We start from the raw sequence: 18,896 nt of genomic DNA on the forward strand, positions 1-18,896 counted from the left end.
ACAGTGCACGTCTATAAGTATATAGTGTAGTTTAGAGAAAGATAATTCTGTCGCTCCCTAAAATTACTACTGCGTGAATAAATATTTGTATAATCCAAACCTAACCAGGAACCATAAAAAGCGTTATATCTCAAACCTGAACTATACTGATAAGCAAAATTTGATTTGTTTTGCAAAACCTGTGAGTAGTCAATATAAGGAATCAGTCTTTTGCCATAAACTGTTGCCGTATAGCTTGATTGTAAAGACCAGGAACCTACATTTTCTCCTGTACCTAAGAAATTGTCATATATCAGCGCAGCACTAGGTCTTACTGAACCCAAAAATGGACTCCTGCAATATTATTTGGGCTAACAGAAGAAGGATTATTGATACCTCCAACCCCTCTATCTGTTAAAAGAGCCTCGGCTTCAAAGTTGATATCTGAAATAGCTAAACCATAGTTAACATCAAATGCTCCAATATTTCCACCATTTTTGGTTTGAAAACCTGATACATTTGAGTATGCTGCTCCGAAAAACTGCTAGTCTCCAATAGTATCCATCTCGTAAACATATTTACTATTTAAAGAAAATCCTACACCACTTTTACTCTGTGCATTGGTAACACCAAAATAACTATTAGAATTTGCATTTAGAAGTACTGCATTTAAATGCAGATCTTGAGTATGGTAAGAAAAATTTATATTACCGCCAGACTGCATAAAATATATTCTAGTCAATGTTGAAACATAGTTTGATACAATATCAAAATTACCATACATTACAGTTGAGTTGGCAACATAACCAAAAAATGGACTTTCGGACAAATTTCCTACAATTAAATATATGGTGTTAGGATCTATATTAAAGCCATCTTGATGATCTTGATATAATGTAAAACCAACTAAAGAGGTAAACCACTTGGAAATTGTAGATGCAGCATAAAAATCTACAGCATATGAAAAAAATCTTTGCTCACCACCTGGTGGCACTTTATTTAGTCTTTGCCAATCAATTAGAGCTACTTTAGTCCCAAAATATATATAGTTATCGTCCAAAATACCTTGCTGTCTAGCTTGGAGCTTAAATAAAGGATCTCCGGTATCTGACTGTACGTTAAGCATAGCGTGAGTTAGTGTCTCACTGACCCTAAATCCATTAAACCATGAGGTTTTTATAGCATCAATATTCAATGCTTGGTTAACTTTAGTATCAAAAGTCTTCTTAGCTAATGCACGTTTTTCACTATCTGTTAGAGCTTCACTCTCTTTAACTGATAAGTCTTGAATCGCTTGCTTTTCAATTTTTTCTTGTTGTTCAACACTCAAAGGAGCTTTATTGAATATATAATCTTGGTTAGGAAAAACTCTTCTATAAGCATTAGATTCAAGTCTACGAATATCATCCGAATCATAGCTATTCTCTGCAAAGTTAGAAATATCTGAATTTGAATCTGTACTTTGTGTAGCACTAATCGCTACATTAAATGTAGATATCATCAAAATACTTGCTAAAGCTACTAATTTTCTAAGCATGAAACTATAAATTCTTTGTTACCTAAGTCCTTGTCATTTTGTTCTATTATGTCAACAATCTGCTGCTGACTTAGTGCTTCACCTTCTTTTATTTCAATATCATCTATAGTATCAGCTACTCTTTTGCTCACAGGAATTTTTTTACCATTTTCTTCTATATAATATGCATAACAAAAACTACTAATAAATCCAAAAATAATAAGAAAAAATATCCTAGTAGATTTCATTTTATACTTTTTTCACAAATTCAGACTTTAATTTCATAGCTCTAAAGCCATCGACTTTATAGTCAATATCATGATCTTCCTCTACTAAACGAATATTCTTAACCTTAGTATCTACTTTGATAACTTGTGATGAACCTTTTAACTTAAGATCTTTGATTACAGTAACAGTACCACCATTGACAAGAAGGTTGCCATTTGAATCTTTGACAACTAGCTGTTCATCAGCACTTTCATTTGGTTGCTATTAATAACCACATTCTGGGCATATTAACATTTCAGAAACTTGATAAACATATTCAGATTGACATTTAGGACAAGGATAATCAGACATAAAATTCCTATAATTTCTTTAGTGTGCATTAATATAACATTATAGACTTCTAATTACTATCCATTATATTTATTTATCTTATTATATTATTTACAATCTGTTTTAGATTAAATATTCTTAAGTACATAGTCATAATATTATCTTGCTCGGAAAAGTTTTTTGCTTGTCCTTTCACATATGTATAACTAAAACCTAACCATCCATCAGCAAAAACATTATATCTAAATCCTGTAGAAACTGATGCCGCATAATTATCAGATGCTTGTTGAATTTGAGAATAACTAACAAAAGGAACTAGATCTTTGTTCATAACATTTGCTGTATAATCAAGCTGTGATGACCAACCAAAAACATTACCTCCACTTGTTAAAAATTGATTTGAAGTTAAATCTGGAAATATTGATATGCAAAAGATTCTCTTAGATTAAAACCTCCCGATACATCCGTCACTGACGTTACTCCCTTATCTGTAAATACAAACTCATTAACAAATTCAAGTTTACTAATATTCATTCCTAAATTAAAATTTACTACGCCAACATTATCATTATGATCATTTGTAAAACCCGAAACATTTGAGTAGGCAGCACCAACATACCAGTAATCCCCTACGCTTTGTAAATCTTGAGTATATTTCATGTTAACAGCAAAACTTAATTTAGAATTACCTTCATACGCATTAGCTACTTTCAAAAAACCACCCTTAGATGTAGCTAAAAACACAAAATTAGTCTGCAAGCCATCTTTGTTATATGAAAGGTTAACATTACCACCCGACTGCATAAAATATAAACGTGTTAATGTTGATATAATGTTAGTAGTTTCATCAAAATTACCAAAATTTACAGTTGATAATGTAGCATATGTATAAACAGGTAATTTATTAAGATTACTTAATATAAAGTACACGCCACCTGGAGTTGCAGACCACTTACCATTGATCGTATAGGTACTTAAAGAGGCATATACAGAAGTCCACTCACCCAATGTACTCGCCACATAATATTCTAGTGCATAATTATTAATTGAGTTTGCTGATACACCATTTTGAGAATTTCTGCCCCAAGTGGGCGTAAAGGAAGCCATTCCTCCTACATATAAGTAATCATCTTTTAATAAACCATTTTGACGCGATAAGATAACAAATTCTGGATCACCAGTTTCTTGCTGTGTATTAAGCATTGCTTGAGAGAATATTACATTATTTTTTTATTCCTTGATAGAATGGTGGTTTGACCTTATCTGCATGAGATAGTTTTAAAAGAGATTTTCCTACATCAAAAGTTGATCCTAGTGTGATAGATTCTCCTTAATACTGTTCAACAGTATCCAAAGCTGAATCATCTTCGAAACATTTCCTTTTGATTCATCAGTATCAACTAGTTTTTGTTGTGTATTGATATCTGTAACATCACTTGCAGCATAGACATCATAAGTCAGCATAAGCAAACTTATTAGTATTAGAAAAATATTTTTCATCTATGCGCAATAAATATTGATTAAATTTAAATAGAAAATAATAGAATAATCGATAAATTATAAATCTACAACATGACCTGATAAGTATTCAGCTACACCTTCAGGAGATGCTTTCATACCCTCATCACCTTTGTTCCAACCAGCAGGACAAACTTCACCATGCTCTTCATGGAACTGTAATGATTCTACCATTCTGATTACTTCATCCATGTTTCTACCTAGTGGAAGATCGTTAACAACCTGATGACGAACAACTCCAGATTTATCAATCAAGAAAGTACCTCTGAATGCCATACCGCCTTCTGATTGTACATCATAAGCTTTAACAATTTCTTGATTAATATCCGCAACCATAGTGTACTGAACTGGTCCAATACCACCTTCATTAATTGGAGTATTTCTCCAAGCATTGTGAGTAAAATGAGAATCTATAGATACAGAAACCACTTCAACTCCAAGCTCTTTTAATCTAGCTGTTCTTTTATCTAAAGCGATAAGTTCAGATGGGCAAACAAATGTGAAGTCTAATGGATAGAATACAACAATTGCATACTTGCCTTGAATAGCTTTAGCGAAGTCATAGCTATCAACAATCTCACCAGCTCCTAATACAGCTGGTGCATTGAATATAGGGGCTTTTTTACCTACTAATACCATAATTTTATCCTCCATTTATACAAAGTTTTATGGTCAATTTCTAAATTTAACGCTTCTAATTTTGCTTACTAATTATACTTATGTCAACTCTATTTATCGTATATAATATTGATAATAATATTTATTAACAAAATTTAATATGCTTTTACCTGTTCATGATGACACAAAACTCCTAATTTTTGACTGCGATGGAACGATTGCAAATAATATGAATATTCATATAGATGCTTGGCTTAGTGTTTTAAAAAATACCAAGCCTGAAGTAGAATCTATTGATTTCGATAAATATAATGGACTACCAAGTGAATATATACTCAAAGAAGTCTTTAACTTCAGTGATGTTGAAACCCCAATAATTGCTGAAAAAATTAAAGAAGCTTCTTACGAACTGCTAAGTCAAACAAAACCTATACAACCTATAGTTGATTTAGTTATCCATTATCATAATAAAATGCCTATGATTGTTATATCTGGTGGTAAAAAAGTTAATGTACTTAGATCGCTAGATGTTCTAGGACTTACTGATTATTTTGATAAGATAATTACAGCAGATGACTCACATCCAAATAAAAGCTCGCCTGAAGCATTTACATTATTAGCCAATAAATACAATATCAAACCTCGTGAATGTCACGTGTTTGAAGATGGCGTACCAGGTCTTATTAGTGCATTGCGGGCTGGAATGACTATTACTGATGTTAGAAACATTAACTTAAGATAAGAAAGAGCAAATTTAAACTATGAAAAAAAGTATACTTTTGAGCATGATGTTGTTCTCCTCTTTAGGATATACACAGGTTGTAGATACAGCAACATGGACAACTCAAGATATTGAAAAGAATTTTAAAAAAAAATACTTCTGTAATAAAAACTTATCAAAAGATGATTGTGATAAAAATTTTAGAAACATGAAGGAATATGGTATCGATGTTAATTCTCTTGGCAACCAAGACATAAAAGATATCCAGCTTGACAAAATATCATATACAGCAACTAATTCTTTTCCAGCTACTGGAGAGATAACATCTCATGTATCTGGACTTGTAATGCTTCCTGATACTAATCATCCAAAAGGAGTAGTTTTATACTATCACCCTACTGTATTTGATAATGCTGGTGTCCCCTCTAATTTAGATAAAAAAAATGAAACTAGCTTATATCTTAATACAATTTATGCTGCTATATATGCTGCTAATGGATATATTGTTGTTGCTCCTGATTATATTGGTCAAGGAGATGACTATAAAAACTACCACCCTTATGTTTTATACCCAAAACAGACTATTAATACAGCAGTTGATTTATTGAATAATGTTAGTTCTAATATTCGTAAGAAATATAGTCTAAAAGATAATTCTACGCTAAATCTTTTTTCTGTTGGTTATTCTGAAGGTGGCGCATACTCTATATGGACAGCTAAATGTTTAGGTTGGCGTGGTGACTGTGAAGGTGTAGATAAATTAGATATTCTATATAGATATAGATCCGCAGCTGGCTTAAGTGGAGCCTACGATGCCAGTAAGACCACCTTAAATTTTATGACTGATAACAATAATTCTAGCAAGTATTTTCTGCATAGCAAACTTATCACATCAATGCTGAAACCTGGATTAATGGCAAATACTTTTATGAGCTACCTGAATTATAGTAACGTTTCAAAAACCATTAGCATAAATGATTTTGATAAAGGCTTCTTTGAAATGCAATGTTCAACATTCTCTCAAGAAAAGTGTGATATTAAAGGCAAACGTTATAACTTTGACACATTATTCTTACAAAAGCATTTACCAAACAATCAATTTGCTGCTGCTATATTTAATAGTGCATTATATAAAAAGTTCCCTAAGCAAGAATCTGCTTCTCACTATGCCATACCTACTGGTAATAACTCAATGTATGATTTATTTAATGAAAAAATATTCACTAATAAAGAACTCATTGAAACCATGAAAGCTGCTGACATTGTTGATTTTGGCAAAAAAACTAGAACTCCTTTATATCTATTTGCACTCAAAGAGGACTCCATAGTAACTCGACTTAATTATGACAAATTCATGCGAAATGCTAATGCTAATGCTATTGTTGATGGTTTTATATTAGATAACAACAAAATTCTAACGAATACTACAGATTGGCTACCAGTTCAACTTGATATCAATGAAGTAGATCACGTTACTGGTGAGACTTATGCAAATCTATTTGCTTATAAATATATTGATGATATAAATAAGGTATACTTATAAGATTATGATTGATGCAATTACTCAAAGAACTAGTATTTTAGTAAATGAAATTGGAATTACAAAACTTGAGAATGCAAATATTTTTGTAGCAGGTTGTGGTGGCGTTGGTTCTTATGTGATTGAAGCTCTTGCTAGAGCAGGGATTGGTAATCTTACTATAGTTGATATGGACAGAGTTGATTCATCAAATATTAACCGTCAACTTATTGCTTTACATAGCACTATTGGTAAGCCTAAGGTAGAAGTTATGAAGCAACGCATCAATGATATCAATCCTCTATGTAAGGTTAATGCTTTAGAAACTTTTATAAATCCAGAAAATACCCTTGAGCTACTTAGCAATGAGAAGTACGACTATGTAATTGATGCTATAGATACTCTTAATGCTAAAGTTAATCTCGTAAAAATAGCTCATCAAGATCTTGGTATAAAAACAATATCAAGTATGGGGGCTGGAGGCAAAACTGATCCCACACAAATAAAAGTAGCGGATATATATAAAACTGACGTATGTGCCCTAGCACGAACGATGCGAACAAGATTAAAAAAACAGCTTGTTTCAAAGGGGATCAAAGCAGTATTCTCAACACAGAAAGACATTAGCCCTCTTCCACCAAGTGATCCAGAGCCAAATCAACAAGGTAGATCTAGAGCAACAAATGGAACCCTCAGCTATATGCCATCACTATTTGGTCTCACAATAGCAGGCATTGTTATCAACGATATTGTTGGCGATGATTTTAATAAATAAAAATATTTCAAACCCTAGAAATACGTTTCTATATCATTTACCCTAATAAATAGAATACAATCAAAAATTATTTAAAGAATGCCAAAAAAAGATCAGACTTAGGTATATACTACTTATTGTAATAATTGTTATTGTCGCAGTTTTTTTCTCAAATACATCATCTGATATACAAGTCGACGCTAATATGGGAGCTTGTGAGATACTAGATCAAAATCCTAGATGGAAATCATCTCTTAAAAAAACTCAAGACAAATATAACCTCTCTCCTGCTTTTGCAATGGGGCTAATCTATCAAGAATCTCGCTTTGATGCTGAAGCAAAAAGTAACTATTCAACAGCTTACAGTTATCCCAAGCAATAAATAGCACATGGAAACATTTTCAAGACGAGGTTAAGCCTAATGCCAAAAGAAATAATTTTGATGATAGCGTACAGTTTATAGGCTGGTATATGTCCCAACTTACAAAATCTTTAAAACTTAAGATGAGTGATAGCGAAAATCTATACATGGCATATATGCTTGGAGCGACAGGATTTAAACGCTATAAGGCTAGCACATTTTAAAATAAAGCTAAGATTGAAGAAGATAAAAATATAGCAAATAAAGTTAAAGCATATACCACTCTTTATATATCTCAACTTAAAGACTGCAAAATCTAATATTTTTTATAAAGAAAAACCAAATAAAACACTAAGCCTTTACAATTTTAAGCATAGTTAGATAAATTTTATTCTATATTTTCACTTTATTTCAAACAGGTATTTTTATGTCAGATGATAAGAAAAAGAAACGCCCATTGGATGACTATGATGCAAGTATCCCATCTATAGATCATAAGGGTAAGTATGGTGCAGAGCCTCCTTTATATAATGTACCATTAGGTCCTAATATGGTTGATGAGATATTAGAAGGTCCTGTAGAGCTATGTAGTGTAAATAATTTTGTATATGATAAGTTATGGACAAAGCCAGCATATGATCTGTTACTAGATAAGGTTAAGAAACTAAATAAAGATTGGCAAGATAAGACTATAGATACTATAGATCATCAAAATACTGACTTTACTAATCTAAATGCTCAAGACTGTGCCATAGTATCTAATAAATATACAGGTGCTAATTTTGGAAACGCTAAATTTACTAAGACAAAAATACATGGTGGTGAGTTTAAGAGTTGCCAATTTGAGAATAACTCTTTTACTAATGCTGAAATAGGGCAAGCAAATTTCGATAACTGTACTTTTACAAATGTAGAGTTTGATGGAACAAATATAAAAGATGTAGAGTTTAAAAACTGTACTTTTAGTAAGTGTAGCTTTCTTGGTACACAACTCCATACAAGTGACTTCTACGACTGTAATACTCTTGAATGTATCTTTAATTCTGAGATTGGTACAAAGGTAATATATTTGATACTAAGATTTCAAAGAGTGAATTTAATAAAAGCCAGTTTAGCTCAATTGTAATTGATTCAGTCACATTAGTTGATAGCTCACTTCTTAAAGCAACATTTTTTGCAAGTCAGATACAGAATAGTGATTTTAGTAATAATGCTTGGTTAAAGGTTAGCTTTGCTCATGGTAATAGCATCTATAAATATTCTCTTTATAATGAAAATATCCAGCAATGTAACTTTAGTGATAGTGAGTGGATAGCTAATGAGGTACAAAACTCTCAGACGTTAAGAAATGATTTCTCTGCTGTTGAGATTCCTGATAGTGATTTTGTAGGTCTTAAAAGTGCTGGAGATAATTTTGCTACAGCAAATATTTCTAATTGTAAGTTCGTAGATTGTGATTTATATCAAGCTAATTGTACTGGTACAGATTTTATATGTTACACAAGCATACAGAACTGTACCTTAGATAAACTAATTTATGCGTTTGCAATGATGCTACCAGACTTTGATGAGAACCAACTTAAAAAGACATCTCAAGCACAGATAAAGCTATTAGATGACAAGGATGTTAAATTTGGTTATCCAAGTACTAAAGCAGAAATAAATACACCTAAGGCTACAGTAACAGGTGTATCAAATGGTTATAGATACTTTGGGACAATATCGTTATCAGGAGATATGACAGTTACAGATACACAGAGTCCAATATCAAATGTGACTTTAGAGCAAAAGAAAGTATCTATAGAAAACTCAGTATCGGAAGAAATTCAGAAATGGATACATAATGACTATGGTAAAGCTCCTAAAGATCAAAGTAATGATAATGCTGCTATTGTCGATGTGGTTACCAATATTGATTTTGAAAATATCAACAAAAGTATAAATATATCTTGGAAATTTGCTAGTTATACAATAACACAAACTGTTTTTCAACCTGATGAAAAAGGTAATATTTATGTTGAAGGAACTATAACAAAATCTAATGAAGATATTACTATTGATAAGAGGTTTATATCGTCAAGTTCTTTAACTATAGATTTTGCTATAACTTTTATAAAAAATGGAAAAGAAGCTGAAGCCAAACAAGAGAGTTTTTTACACGAATTTGCTGTTTGACTAAAGTACACTCTTTCAATAACTGGTACGGTAATCAGCTTTATTCCTCATCCTATAGCTAGAGGAGTTGGTTTAGGAATGAGAGGTACAGCTTTAGCTATGAGTAAGGCGGGAGTGTAACTATGAAAAAGTTATATTTAGCTCTATCTTTTATTACTCTATTTCTTTTGTTTGCTTTACTTAAAGGAACATATTTGCAAATAATGTATTTCGCAGAAACTATTCCTTTTTCTTTATTAGATTTATTTATTCTTATATCTTTATACTTTTCTTTTAAAAGAAAAATATATTCATCAATAATTATATGCATATATTCATTATTTACTTTAATTAAAATAGGAAATATTTCAAATATCCCTGTTACAATATTTAATTCTATTTCTAATGGTAATTTCCAACTTGCTGCTGTATTACTATTTTTATGCATAACTTTAGTATTGAGTATTGTTATATTCATATTATGGTTATTAAAATTTAGTTCTAATAATGATGGTAAATGAAGTTAGTTTCTTGCCTCATCCTATAGCAAAAGGTGTAGGTTTAGATTTGCGAGGAGCAGGACTGGGAATAGGAGCTTTAGCGGAATGAAAAAATTATATTTTATCCAAACAACCTCAATTATAGGGTTACTTATTTCATTAATTTTTGCAAGATATACTTTAATCACTATCTTTCATGAATATATTAGTTTAGAGGATTTATTTATTGTAGTAAGTATTTTCTTTTCAATAAAGAATAAGGTAATTTCATCTTTTATTATGCTAATTTATAGCATTTACTTTTTTATAAATGTTGGAATATTTTTATCTGTCCCTAAGTTGATTTTTAGTGCTTTTCAAGATGGTGCTTATCAATATGGATTTAACTTTCTATTTCAGCTAATAAATCTACTAATATAAATGATATTAGTAATTTTATAGATAAATAAAACATCAAAAGAAGATGCTAAATGAAGATTAAATATACACTTTCAATAATTGGTACTGTAATAAGCTTTATTCCTCATCCAACAGTTAGAGGAGTTGGTTTAGGAATAAAGGGTACTACATAGATTATAAGTGAAACAATGATTCAAATATGATTATGTTTAAAACCTATACGCTAGTGTAGTCATTACCTTTGACTGAAGTTTCATTATAGCTTTTACAGGCTTAGGTAACTTTTTACCACCAGCCTTCTCTGCTTCTATAGCGTGATCTGATTCATCAAGATACATCTGTTTAAGTATCTCTCGTGAGCGATTATCATTCACTGGCAAATTTTTCAAATGTGAATCCAAGTGTTTCATAACCTGCTTTTCTGTCTCTACAACGAAACCATAACTTAAACTATCACTGATAGAGCCCGCAGTAGCCCCTATTCCAAATGATGCCCAATACCAAAAAGGATTAAGTAAGCTTGGCTTAGCCCCTAGTTCTTCTAATCGCTCCGCACACCATGCTAGATGATCATATTCTTCATTGGCAGCATGATATAAATGCTCTTTAGTTTGCGCTGATTTTGCTACAGATGCCTGCCCTCTATAAAGTCCTTGAGCACAAATCTCTCCTGTATAATCAACTCGCATTAGTCCAGCAGCATGTTTTTTATCATCATCTGATAATTGACCATCTACCGTATCACCACTTGGTGACTTTCTATTAGGATTAAGAGGCAGTTTTGTAAATCTTGCATAACTGTCAATTTCCTCAACAACTTTATCTAAAAAAGATAATTTTCTCATAACCGATCTTCCTAGTTAAATAAAACTAAATAGTGCATTAGCAGCAACAATTGAAAAAAGCAAATTAAGTATCAAAAATACCCAACCCACAGAGTATCCTTCTTTAATAGAAAATACAGCATAGATAGCTAACACTATACCACAAACTACCATGGGCTCATTTCTACCTAATAGTATACCAAAACACAAAGCTACAAGCCCTACAAAAGCACAAACTCTAGCTGTATTTATCTTATATTTGCTAAAATAAAAGATTGAAAACACAACTGCAAGGATTATAAATATTAGTAAATTATATATTTGAGGAAAACTAAAAAAGACCATTGTTGCGCTAACAAATGCGATACCTTGAAAACCACTAAAAAATGGTTCCTTTTGAATAACAGCTGATAAAAACAAGAAAAAAGTCGCAAAAAAAACTATAAGATTTTTTTGAGTAACATCTATTTCAACTAAACCAAACATAAATATGATTAGACCTATAATTCCCACCAATAAGCCTGAGTTGTTCATAACTTTTTTAACATACAAAAAATCAAATAAGTTTAATTGAAAACTATTATAATTATAAACTATAATCGTTACAAAAGTTTTCATTGAATAACAGCTAAACTATTAGTTATAATTATGAAATATCTTTTTTGATTCATTTTTTAGCATAATTAAGGAGATTTTAATGGCTAGAAAGAAAATAGCGCTTATTGGTGCTGGTAATATTGGTGGAACACTTGCTCATTTATCACTAATCAAGCAGCTAGGTGATGTGGTTCTTTTTGATATAGCTCCAGGCATGCCTCAAGGTAAAGCTCTAGACTTATTACAAACTTGCCCTATTGAAGGAGTTGATTTCAAAGTTAGAGGTACAAATGATTATAAAGATCTAGAACACTCTGATGTAGTAATAGTAACAGCTGGTGTACCAAGAAAACCAGGTATGTCTCGCGATGACTTACTTGGTATTAATATCAAAGTAATGCAGGCTGTGGGTGAAGGTATCAAACACAACTGCCTAGATGCATTTGTAATATGTATCACAAATCCTCTTGATATCATGGTAAATATGCTACAAAAGTTCTCAGGTGTTCCTGATAACAAAATTGTTGGTATGGCTGGTGTACTAGATTCAGCAAGATTTAGAACTTTCTTAGCAGACGAGCTAAATGTTTCTGTACAACAAGTTCAAGCTTATGTAATGGGTGGACATGGAGATACTATGGTACCTCTTACAAAAATGTCTAATGTTGCTGGCGTATCTCTAGAGCAACTAGTCAAAGAAGGCAAAATCAGCCAAGAAAGACTAGACTCTATAGTAGCTAGAACTAGAAATGGTGGTGGTGAGATTGTAGCTCTACTAAAAACTGGTTCTGCTTACTATGCTCCAGCTGCTGCAGGTATTCAAATGGCAGAAAGTTATCTAAGAGATAAAAAAATGATTCTTCCATGTGCTGCAAAAATAAAAGCTGGTATGTATGGTGTTGATGAAGATCTATTTGTAGGTGTACCTACTGAAATTTCTGCAAATGGTGTAAGACCTATACAAGTTGAAATTTCTGATAAAGAAAAAGAGCAATTACAAGTATCAATCAATGCTGTAAAAGAACTAAACAAAGCCGCTGCTGAGATTTTAGCAAATTAATTTTCTGGCAAGTTTAGACAGTAAGTGTTGTACTGTATACATCTCATAACTGATTCAGCAAAGTCAAGTATAATATTTGACTTTTTAGTATTCTAAAATTAGAAAAAATTGATAAAATTTCACTATCTAGAATGTCAACAATTATACTAGTTTAGTATAGGTTATGCTCAACCTAGTATTTTTTGAAAATACTTTAAAATTAAATAGGGTTTTTATTTATTATGTCTAATGAAAAATATCTTGGCATAGATATAGATATATCTAAGGATCGTGAACTTTCAGAACAAGCACAACAGTTACTTACTGACTATTATTGTCTTGAGAATGAACCCTCTCCACAATATGCGTTTGCAAGAGCTTCAGTAGCATATTCTTTTGGTGATATTAATCTTGCACAACGTATATATGATGCTGCATCTAAAGGTTGGTTTATGTTTGCATCTCCTGTACTTTCAAACGCACCTCTTCCGGGTGCAAAAGTTAAATCATTACCGATTAGTTGCTTCTTGTCTTATGTGCCTGATTCGTTGGAAGGTCTTATTGAGCACTCATCTGAACTAAGATGGCTATCTGTAAAAGGTGGTGGGGTTGGTGGTCACTGGTCTAATGTAAGAGCAGTTTCTGACAAAGCTCCAGGACCAATACCTTTTATGCATACTGTTGATGCAGACATGGTTGCTTATAGACAAGGTAAAACTCGTAAAGGCTCTTATGCTGCATATATGGATATATCTCATCCTGATATAGTTGAGTTTGTCGGTATACGTGTCCCTACTGGTGATGTAAATAGAAAATGTCTAAATCTACACCATGCTGTCAACTTAACTGATGAATTCATGCGAGCGGTCTCTAATAATGAAGATTGGAAACTTATAGATCCAGATGATAAGACAGTCAGAGACATCATAAAAGCTCGTAAATTATGGGAAACTATACTTGAGACGCGTTATCGTACTGGTGAACCGTATCTAAACTTTATTGACACAGCAAATAGAGCTCTACCAAAATCTCAAAAAGAACTTGATTTGACAATCAAAGGTTCTAATTTATGTAACGAGATTCATCTAGTAACTGATGAGAAACGTACCGCAGTTTGCTGTCTTTCTTCAGTAAATTTAGAAAAGTATGATGAATGGAAAGATGCATCTCTAATTAAAGATTTAATTAGATTTTTAGACAATGTCTTACAATTTTTTATAGATCATGCAGGGGATGAGATCGCTAAAGCTAGATATAGTGCTTCTCGTGAAAGAAGTCTTGGCTTAGGTGCTATGGGTTTTCATTCTTATTTACAAAAACACAATGTACCTTTTGAATCTCAAAGAGCAGAACAAATCAATGAAGAGATATTTAAACGTATAAAAGAGCAAGCTGTAGAAGAAACTCTAATACTTGGCCGTGAAAAAGGAGAAGCTCCTGATATGACTGGTACAGGTCGTAGAAATGCTCACCTACTAGCAATAGCTCCTAATGCTAATAGCTCATTAATATTAAATACTTCTCCAAGTATAGAGCCTTGGAAAGCAAATGCATTTACATCTAGGACTAGAGTAGGCTCGCATTTAACCAAAAATAAATACTTAGAAAAAGAATTAGAAAGAATTGGCAAAAATACTGAAGAGGTATGGTCTGATATTATTACTAATGGTGGCTCTGTTCAACAGCTAGATTTTTTAAGTGATGAAATTAAATCAGTATTTAAAACAGCTATTGAAATGGATCAAGATTGGGCAGTATACTTAGGTGGTCAAAGACAAAAATATCTGTGTCAGGGACAGTCTTTGAATATATTTTTCCCAGCTGGTGCTTCACGTGGATATATTCACAAAGTACACTTCAATGCTTGGAAGTATGGTTGTAAAGGACTATATTACTTGAGAACTGAAACTTCTAATAGAGCTGAAAACATCTCTAAAAAAGTTGCAAAGAATAGGCTTGTAGAGTTCTCTGAATTAAAACAATCTGAGAATGAATGTATAGCTTGCGAGGGATAAAAGATGAAAGTAAAAATATATACAAAAACAAGCTGTCATTTTTGCGACCTCGCAAAAAGTTGGTTTGGTACAAATGATATTCCTTTTACACAAATTACTCTTGATGACGATCAAGAAAGATTAAATTTCTATACTGAAGTAAATAAGAATATTCTTCTTGTTGAAGAGTATATTAAATCTGTACCTCAGATATTTGTTGGTGATGTCCATATTGGAGGCTATGACAACCTTATGGCTAGAGCTGGCGAGGTTATCGCTCGTGTTAAAGGTTCATCATTAACAACCTTTTCGAAAACGTATAAACCCTTTAGCTATCCTTGGGCTGTTGATCTAACTGTCAAACATGAAAAAGCTCATTGGATAGAAGATGAGATTGATTTGTCAGAGGATGTTACTGATTGGAAAAATGGCAAAATCACTAAAGTTGAAAAAGAGTATATTACTAATATTCTAAGACTATTTACTCAATCTGATGTAGCCGTTGGTCAAAACTATTATGATCAATTCATTCCAGCTTTTAAAAACAATGAAGTTAGAAATATGCTAGGTTCATTTGCAGCTCGTGAAGGTATTCATCAAAGAGCATACGCACTCCTAAATGACACCATTGGTCTTCCTGACTCTGAATATCACGCTTTCTTAGAATATAAGGCAATGACAGATAAAATTGAGTTTATGATGGATGCTGATCCTAGTACTCGTCGTGGTTTAGGACTTTGTCTTGCTAAGACTGTCTTTAATGAAGGTGTGGCTCTATTTGCATCATTTGCAATGTTACTTAACTTCCAACGCTTTGGTAAAATGAAAGGAATGGGTAAAGTCGTTGAATGGTCAATCCGTGATGAATCAATGCATGTCGAAGGTAACGCCGCATTATTTAGAATGTACTGCCAAGAAAATCCCTATATAGTTGATAATCAATTTAAAAAAGAAATATACCTAATGGCTAGCAAAGCCGTTGAGCTTGAAGATAAATTTATTGATTTAGCTTATGAGATTGGTACTATCGAAGGTCTAAAAGCTGATGAAGTAAAAGAGTATATTCGCCATATTACAGATAGACGTTTAAATCAGCTTGGTTTAAATGAAATATTTAATATTGATAAAAATCCACTTACTTGGTTAGAGTGGATCTTAAATGGTGCTGATCATACAAACTTCTTTGAAAACCGTGTGACTGAATATGAGGTTGCAGGTCTAACTGGTAACTGGGATGAGGCTTACCAAAACTAGTTGCTATTTCTGTTAATTCTTTTTCATAATTAAGTTTCTTTTATATCCCTTACAAAAATTTTAAATATCTATTTTGTATCAAGTTATGCTTTAATATTTGTAAGTAGTATAGATACATATTAAAAATGGATTTTCAGAATTTAGAAAATATTATTAACCATGATATTTCACATGGCTTCTCAAGGGTAGCTGTGAGTGTGGTTTTTCATAATAAACCTATTTATAAAAATAATTTTGGTTATGCATATAGATATAATCAAGAAGGAAATCTTGTCAGTAATCTACAAGCTTTAAAATATAACATGCTTTTTGATATAGCATCTCTGATAAAGATCTTCGCAACTACTTATGCAATTATGTATTTATATGAGCGACAAAAAATTAAACTAGATGATAAGATAACAAAATATATTCCAGAGTTTAAATTTAAAAATACCTCTTATATTCCAACTATTCGAGATTTATTAAATCATGCTACTGGTATAGCTCCATTTTTTGATTTCTACAATAACTACATTACAGATTCTCTATATAGCCAAGATAGAGAGACTACTATCAATTTTTTAAAAACAAAAATGTCAGTCGTTGAACCAGCACAAAAATATTGTATTTACTCAGATATAGGTATGAAAATATTAGGTTGTTTAATTGAAACCATAACAAATCAAAGAATGGATGATTTCTTAGAAAGAGAAATCTACTCAAAAGTTGGTACTCAAAACACTTGTTTTAATCCTTTGGAAAAAGATTATTTGCCAAATCAAATAGTAGCAACTCAAATTGACGGTCATACTAATTGTGGTACAACTAGTTTTAACAATATAAAAACTGATACTCTTCGAGGCTTAGTCCATGATGAGAAAGCACTCTATTCAATGGGTGGTATTGCTGGTCATGCAGGATTATTTTCTACTATTGATGACATTACCAAACTAGCAGGCTTATTATATCAAGAAAATACTTTCTTTACTCAAAGTACTATAAAAGAATTTAGTCAACCATCTAACGTTAACCCTTCTTTTGGATTAGGTTTTTGGACAGCAAAAGGACTCAAAAACAGACTTTTTTTTGGTGAAAAATGTAGTGATCAAACTATAGGACATACTGGATTCACAGGACAATGTTTCATTTCTGATTTTCAAAATAAGATTACCATTATAATTATGGCGAACAGTGTGCATAGTCTAATTATCTATCCTAGAATTTTGAAGGTAAAACTTATAGAACAGGCATGTATGGACAATTAATAGACTCAATATATACGGTGTTAGGATTATGAATTTAAATTTTAGATACAGTTTTAAGTTTATTCTTCCTGTATATATCATCTCCGCTATCATTGGTGGCTATGCCTTAGCAATTGTTGGAGGCATTGGTAAAGATATTCAATATAGCTTCAACTTAGATAATCACCAATTATCTATTTTATTAGGCTTAGTATTCCTAGGGGTATTTTAGCAAAAGTTGTTTGGTTAGCTACAGATCGAATTGGTCGAAGGGCAATGATAATTTCTTTTGCAATAATGTATATTATAGGAACTTATCTTTTTGTAATATCTAATAGCTATAATACTCTAATAATAGTCAGATTTATTCAAGGAGCTGCTATTCTACTTTGTACTTATGCATTTCCCATATATATTACAGAAATATCTCCAGCTAATAGAAGATGCATGTATGTAACTTTATTTCAACTATTCTGGACAGCTAGAATGTGTTTATCAGGAGTTATAATATTTTTCTTTTATAATGCTCTTAGCTGGTATCAATATTTATACATTACAATATTTCTTGTAATAGTTTTGCTCGGATTGATTTGCATATTACCCCCCAGCCCTACTTGGCTTGTATTAAGAAAGAGATATGATGATGCATATATAGTCATAAGTAAAACTCAACCCACTTTGACAAAGCAGGAAATACAAAAGCATATCGAAGAAGTTAGAGTTAGCCTCAGAGAACACCAGCCTAAGACTTTTTTACAAAAAATTTTAATTGGCAAAGATATTTGGCCTGTTTTATTAGTAACAACAATCTTAATCTTAAATCAGTTAACTGGTATTAATTTTATTATTTTTTCTTCAGAGCTAATTCTTTCACCATTAACAAATAACATTTATATAACTCATATAGCAAACTCTCTAATTTTAATTGTTAACTTTGGGGTCACCATATTAACCATCTTTTATATAGATAAGTGGGGAAGAAAAAAAGTTATCTTTACAGGACTGACAATTACATTAATAAGCATGATACTGCTAATAGTATTATATAGCCTACCTACTTTTGATTATAATTACATACTAGTGATTTTGTTCTTGATAACATGTATTGTCGGATTAGCATTTGGTCCTTCTGGAGTCATCGTAACCCTTATAAATGAACTATTATCTAACAGAGTAAGAATTATTGGTATTTTCATGGCAGGCGTAGTTTTAATGTTATTTGCATTCTTCTTTATCGGATATTTCTTACAAATAGGCGAGAGATACGGCTTTAATATTATGTTTGGAATTATTTTTATAAGTTCATTTGTATATTTATTATTGTTAAAAAACTTATTCCAGAAACTGCAGGAAAGACATTAGAAG

19 protein-coding genes and 3 pseudogenes are annotated in these 18,896 nt (G+C 31.7%); 14 read left to right on the forward strand and 8 right to left on the reverse strand.

Going from position 1 to position 18,896, the window contains the following annotated elements:
- Window positions 1-11 precede the first annotated feature (11 nt).
- From FNO12_RS09670 to FNO12_RS05405, 5 genes and pseudogenes are all read right to left on the reverse strand, one after another.
- Window positions 12-1,516, reverse strand: a pseudogene (locus tag FNO12_RS09670) (hypothetical protein).
- Window positions 1,501-1,743, reverse strand: a complete 243-nt coding sequence (locus FNO12_RS05390) for a hypothetical protein (protein ID WP_014715015.1) — start codon at window positions 1,741-1,743, stop codon at window positions 1,501-1,503. Before FNO12_RS05390 ends, FNO12_RS09670 begins: the two are co-directional and overlap by 16 nt.
- A gap of 1 nt (window position 1,744) precedes the next feature.
- Window positions 1,745-2,074, reverse strand: a pseudogene (locus FNO12_RS05395) (zinc ribbon domain-containing protein YjdM).
- Window positions 2,075-2,147: 73 nt separating this feature from the next.
- A pseudogene (locus FNO12_RS05400) lies at window positions 2,148-3,553 on the reverse strand (hypothetical protein).
- A 57-nt stretch (window positions 3,554-3,610) separates the two neighbouring features.
- Complete coding sequence (locus FNO12_RS05405; protein WP_014715017.1) at window positions 3,611-4,210, reverse strand: peroxiredoxin; 600 nt, start codon at window positions 4,208-4,210, stop codon at window positions 3,611-3,613.
- A 139-nt stretch (window positions 4,211-4,349) separates the two neighbouring features.
- Here FNO12_RS05405 and FNO12_RS05410 point away from each other — a divergent pair, with 139 nt between their 5' ends.
- From FNO12_RS05410 to FNO12_RS09675, 7 genes are all read left to right on the forward strand, one after another.
- Window positions 4,350-4,931, forward strand: a complete 582-nt coding sequence (locus FNO12_RS05410) for an HAD family hydrolase (RefSeq protein ID WP_030005628.1) — start codon at window positions 4,350-4,352, stop codon at window positions 4,929-4,931.
- 19 nt (window positions 4,932-4,950) lie between these two features.
- Window positions 4,951-6,453 carry an alpha/beta hydrolase family protein gene (locus FNO12_RS05415; RefSeq protein ID WP_014715019.1) on the forward strand — a complete coding sequence of 501 codons (1,503 nt, stop codon included), beginning with the start codon at window positions 4,951-4,953 and terminating at the stop codon, window positions 6,451-6,453.
- 4 nt (window positions 6,454-6,457) lie between these two features.
- The gene (locus tag FNO12_RS05420) at window positions 6,458-7,204 is read left to right on the forward strand and encodes a tRNA threonylcarbamoyladenosine dehydratase (RefSeq protein ID WP_014715020.1); all 747 of its coding nucleotides are present in this window, start codon (window positions 6,458-6,460) and stop codon (window positions 7,202-7,204) included.
- A gap of 184 nt (window positions 7,205-7,388) precedes the next feature.
- Window positions 7,389-7,565 (forward strand): transglycosylase SLT domain-containing protein, encoded by a 177-nt coding sequence (locus FNO12_RS11760; protein ID WP_014715021.1) that lies wholly within the window; start codon window positions 7,389-7,391, stop codon window positions 7,563-7,565.
- A complete protein-coding gene (locus FNO12_RS11765; RefSeq protein WP_250637406.1) occupies window positions 7,562-7,768 on the forward strand; it encodes a transglycosylase SLT domain-containing protein in 207 nt (68 codons plus the stop codon). The genes FNO12_RS11760 and FNO12_RS11765 overlap by 4 nt, the downstream gene beginning before the upstream one ends.
- A 203-nt stretch (window positions 7,769-7,971) precedes the next feature.
- Complete coding sequence (locus tag FNO12_RS05430) at window positions 7,972-8,670, forward strand: pentapeptide repeat-containing protein (RefSeq protein ID WP_014714570.1); 699 nt, start codon at window positions 7,972-7,974, stop codon at window positions 8,668-8,670.
- Between the two features lie 422 nt (window positions 8,671-9,092).
- A complete protein-coding gene (locus FNO12_RS09675) occupies window positions 9,093-9,719 on the forward strand; it encodes a hypothetical protein (protein ID WP_064504917.1) in 627 nt (208 codons plus the stop codon).
- A 97-nt stretch (window positions 9,720-9,816) separates the two neighbouring features.
- Here FNO12_RS09675 and FNO12_RS05440 read toward each other — a convergent pair whose 3' ends face one another.
- Complete coding sequence (locus tag FNO12_RS05440; RefSeq protein WP_148663985.1) at window positions 9,817-10,146, reverse strand: hypothetical protein; 330 nt, start codon at window positions 10,144-10,146, stop codon at window positions 9,817-9,819.
- 157 nt (window positions 10,147-10,303) lie between these two features.
- Between FNO12_RS05440 and FNO12_RS05445 the strand changes: the two genes are divergently transcribed.
- Window positions 10,304-10,618, forward strand: a complete 315-nt coding sequence (locus tag FNO12_RS05445; RefSeq protein WP_014715636.1) for a hypothetical protein — start codon at window positions 10,304-10,306, stop codon at window positions 10,616-10,618.
- A gap of 188 nt (window positions 10,619-10,806) precedes the next feature.
- Here FNO12_RS05445 and coq7 read toward each other — a convergent pair whose 3' ends face one another.
- Together coq7 and FNO12_RS05455 are read right to left on the reverse strand one after the other, a co-directional pair.
- A complete protein-coding gene (gene coq7 / locus FNO12_RS05450) occupies window positions 10,807-11,442 on the reverse strand; it encodes a 2-polyprenyl-3-methyl-6-methoxy-1,4-benzoquinone monooxygenase (RefSeq protein ID WP_014715635.1) in 636 nt (211 codons plus the stop codon).
- Between the two features lie 15 nt (window positions 11,443-11,457).
- Window positions 11,458-11,955 carry a hypothetical protein gene (locus tag FNO12_RS05455; protein WP_041257535.1) on the reverse strand — a complete coding sequence of 166 codons (498 nt, stop codon included), beginning with the start codon at window positions 11,953-11,955 and terminating at the stop codon, window positions 11,458-11,460.
- A 163-nt stretch (window positions 11,956-12,118) separates the two neighbouring features.
- Here FNO12_RS05455 and mdh point away from each other — a divergent pair, with 163 nt between their 5' ends.
- The 6 genes from mdh to FNO12_RS05485 all read left to right on the forward strand — a co-directional run bounded on the left by mdh (window position 12,119) and on the right by FNO12_RS05485 (window position 18,893).
- Entirely contained in the window at window positions 12,119-13,078 is a 960-nt protein-coding gene (gene mdh / locus FNO12_RS05460) for a malate dehydrogenase (protein WP_014715633.1), read from the forward strand.
- A gap of 221 nt (window positions 13,079-13,299) precedes the next feature.
- Complete coding sequence (locus FNO12_RS05465; RefSeq protein WP_014715632.1) at window positions 13,300-15,072, forward strand: ribonucleoside-diphosphate reductase subunit alpha; 1,773 nt, start codon at window positions 13,300-13,302, stop codon at window positions 15,070-15,072.
- Between the two features lie 3 nt (window positions 15,073-15,075).
- Window positions 15,076-16,305, forward strand: coding sequence for a ribonucleotide-diphosphate reductase subunit beta (locus tag FNO12_RS05470; RefSeq protein ID WP_014715631.1), 1,230 nt, complete (start codon window positions 15,076-15,078; stop codon window positions 16,303-16,305).
- Window positions 16,306-16,430: 125 nt separating this feature from the next.
- On the forward strand, window positions 16,431-17,552 hold the full coding sequence (locus tag FNO12_RS05475; protein ID WP_014715630.1) for a serine hydrolase: 1,122 nt from the start codon (window positions 16,431-16,433) through the stop codon (window positions 17,550-17,552).
- A gap of 28 nt (window positions 17,553-17,580) precedes the next feature.
- Complete coding sequence (locus tag FNO12_RS05480; RefSeq protein ID WP_014715629.1) at window positions 17,581-17,763, forward strand: hypothetical protein; 183 nt, start codon at window positions 17,581-17,583, stop codon at window positions 17,761-17,763.
- A 44-nt stretch (window positions 17,764-17,807) separates the two neighbouring features.
- Window positions 17,808-18,893 (forward strand): MFS transporter, encoded by a 1,086-nt coding sequence (locus tag FNO12_RS05485; protein ID WP_014715628.1) that lies wholly within the window; start codon window positions 17,808-17,810, stop codon window positions 18,891-18,893.
- Window positions 18,894-18,896 lie beyond the last annotated feature (3 nt).

Origin of the sequence: Francisella orientalis FNO12 (assembly GCF_001042525.2) — a bacterium.
Lineage (GTDB): Bacteria > Pseudomonadota > Gammaproteobacteria > Francisellales > Francisellaceae > Francisella > Francisella orientalis.